The 3069-nt window shown below is 75.3% G+C and carries 2 protein-coding genes; both read left to right on the plus strand.

The window, feature by feature from the left end; all coding sequences use genetic code 11:
• On the plus strand, window positions 1–1227 hold a 1227-nt coding region (locus ACFQ4O_RS16450), incomplete at its 5' end, for an RsmB/NOP family class I SAM-dependent RNA methyltransferase (RefSeq protein WP_378777275.1).
• A gap of 118 nt (window positions 1228–1345) precedes the next feature.
• Window positions 1346–3069 (plus strand): heparinase II/III family protein (locus ACFQ4O_RS16455; RefSeq protein WP_378777277.1); only part of this gene is annotated, 1724 nt, incomplete at its 3' end.

Here is a 3069-nt window from a genome sequence, read left to right on the forward strand (position 1 = left end):
GCGGCGCTGGAGGCCGAGCACGATCCGTCCGGCTTCCGGGCGCTCGACGAGCGCGACCGGGCGCTCGACCGCGCCATCGCCGGCGTCACCCTGCGCCGGTTCGGCACGCTGCGCGGCCTGATCGCGTCGCGGCTCGACAAGGGCCTGCCCAAGAAGGGCGGGCCGCTGGAGGCCATCATGGCCACCGCCGCGGCGCAGGCGCTGTTCATGCAGATCCCGGCGCACACCGCGGTCGATCTCGCGGTCGCCGGCGCCCGCGCCGATCCGGACGCGCGGCACTTCTCCGGCCTCGTCAACGCGGTGCTCCGGGGCGTCGTCGCCGCCGGCGCGCCGACCGAGACCGGCGACGGGCAGGACCTGCCGCCGTGGCTCTACGCCCGCTGGATCCGTTCCTATGGCCCCGCCCGCGCCGGCGCCATCGCCCGCGCGGTCGCGAACGAGGCGCCGCTCGATCTGACGGTGAAGTCGGACGCGGCCGGCTGGGCCGAGCGTCTCGGCGGCGAGGCTCTGCCCACGGGCAGCGTCAGGCTCGCGCCCGGCGGCCGGATCACCGATCTCGCCGGCTACGCGGAGGGCGGCTGGTGGGTGCAGGACGCCGCCGCCGCGATCCCCGCCCGTCTGTTCGGCGATCTGCGCGACCGGCGCGCCATCGATCTCTGCGCCGCGCCCGGCGGCAAGACGGCGCAGCTCGCGCTCGCCGGCGCCGAGGTGGTGGCGGTGGACAAGTCCGCCGAGCGCCTGCGTCGGCTGACCGACAACCTGTCCCGGCTCGGGCTCTCGGCCACCGCCCGCGTGGGCGACGCCGCGTCCATCGCGCTGGAGCCGGCGGACGCCGTGCTGCTCGACGCGCCGTGCAGCGCCACGGGCACCGTGCGCCGCCACCCGGACGTGGCGTGGATGAAGCGTGACAGCGACATCTCCGCGCTGGCCAAGCTGCAGGCCGGCCTTCTGGACGCCGCGGTCCGGCTGGTCGCCCCGGGCGGCCGGCTGGTTTACTGCACCTGCTCGCTGGAGCCGGAGGAGGGCGAGCGCCAGATCGAGGCGCTGGTCGCCCGCTCGCACGGCCGCGTTTCGGTCGAGCCGGTGGCGCCCGACGAGCTTCCAGGCCTGTCCGAGGCGGTGACGGCGGACGGCTTCGTGCGCACGCTGCCGAGCCATCTGCCGGCCGAAGACGTCCGTCTCTCCGGCCTCGACGGGTTTTTCGCCGCACGTTTGCGTGTGGACTGACGCGCGCGACAACCCTCGCGAATCGCGACACGGCCGGTCTGCTGTGCTTCAATCGCTTGAACGGGCTCGCGCTTTCGGCGCGACGTGACGTGGCGAAGCTCGAAGGGGGGCGCAGCGTATGACCGGCGTCGCGCTCGGCGAGAAAGCCCGGCTCGCGCGCGCCGTGGCTGCGGAATGCGCGTCGGTGGTCTGGCGCGGCGTCGCCGCCCGCGCCGCCGCGACGCTGATCCGGCCGACGCGCACCCCCGACAAGCTGGTCATCGCCCCGCAGGACCTGCGCACCTCCGACCCCACACGCGCCGCCGAGATCTATTCCGGCCGCTTCGTGTTCGAGGCGAAGAGCGTCGACACCAAGGGCGGCTCGCCCTTTCTCGTGACGCCGCCCTCGCAGGGCTGGGCCGAGGCGCTGCACGGCTTCGGCTGGCTGCGGCATCTCCGGGCCGCCGACACCACCCTGTCGCGCGCCAACGCCCGGGCGCTGGTGGACGAGTGGATCGCGCTCCGCGGCGGCGTGGCACGGGGCGCGGTGCGGCGGCCGGAGGTGGCGGCGCGACGGGTGATCTCGTGGCTGTGCCAGTCGCCGCTCATTCTGGACGGGGCCGACCGCGCCTTCTACCGCCGCTTCCTGCGCAGCCTCGCGCGCCAGACCCGACGCCTCGCGCGGCTGAAGCTGAGGACCGAGGATGGCCTGCCCCGGCTGACGGTGGCCTGCGCGCTGGTCTATGCGGGGCTTTGCCTCGCGGGCGAGACCCGCCTGCTCAAGACCGCGTCGAAGCAGCTCGCCGACGAGCTCGACCGGCAGATCCTCGCCGACGGCGGCCACGCCAGCCGCAACCCGGCGGTGATCGTGGAGGTGCTGCTGGACCTTCTGCCGCTGCGGCAGGCCTTCGCGGTGCGCGGCGTGGCGCCGCCCCAAGGTCTGTTGAACGCCATCGACCGCGCCATGCCCATGCTGCGCTTCTTCCGCCACGGCGACGGGGCCTTCGCCCAGTTCAACGGCGCCGGGCCGAGCCGCGACGATCTGGTGGCGACGGTGCTCGCCTATGACGACGCGCGCGGCCGGGTGATGGATGAGGCGCCCCATTCCGGCTACCAGCGGCTGGTCGCGGGCGACACGCTGGCGCTGGCGGACGTGGGCGCGCCGCCGCCCCGCGGGCTGTCGCGCTTCGCCCATGCGGGCTGCCTGTCCTTCGAGCTGTCCCACGGCGCGGAGCGGATCGTGGTCAACTGCGGCGCGCCTGAGATCGGGCGCGAGACGTGGGACGCCGCGGCGCGCGCCACCGCCGCCCATTCCGTGGCGGTGATCGCGGACACCTCCTCCTGCCGCTTCGTGACCGCGGGCTGGCTGCGGCGGCTCATCGGCCCGCTGATCCTCGCCGGGCCGTCGCGGCCGCTGGTGAAGCGGCAGCGCGAACCGGGCTGGATCCGCGTCACCGCCCGGCACGACGGCTACGCCCGCCGCTTCGGCGTCGATCACGAGCGGGCGCTCAGGCTGTCCGACGACGGGCTGACGCTCGAGGGCGAGGACCGGTTCCTGCCCGTGCGGGTCGGCCCTCACCCGGAGGACCAGAAGATGGCGCTCCGGTTCCATCTGCACCCGTCCGTCCGCGCCGCGCCGGCGCAGGACGGGCGCAGCGTGCTGCTCAGCGCCGCCAGCGGCGCCGGCTGGCTGTTCTCCTCCCCCGACGCCGTGGCCGAGGTGGAGGAGAGCGTGCATCTGTCGGGCGCGCACGGCCCCCGCCGGGCGGAGCAGATCGTGGTGCGGGGCACGCTCCGGGGCACGCCGAGCCTCACCTGGAGCCTCAGGCGGATCGAACCCGGCCCGGCCCGGCGCGCGCGCAT

It is taken from the genome of Methylopila musalis (genome assembly GCF_042679725.1).
Lineage (GTDB): Bacteria > Pseudomonadota > Alphaproteobacteria > Rhizobiales > Methylopilaceae > Methylopila > Methylopila musalis.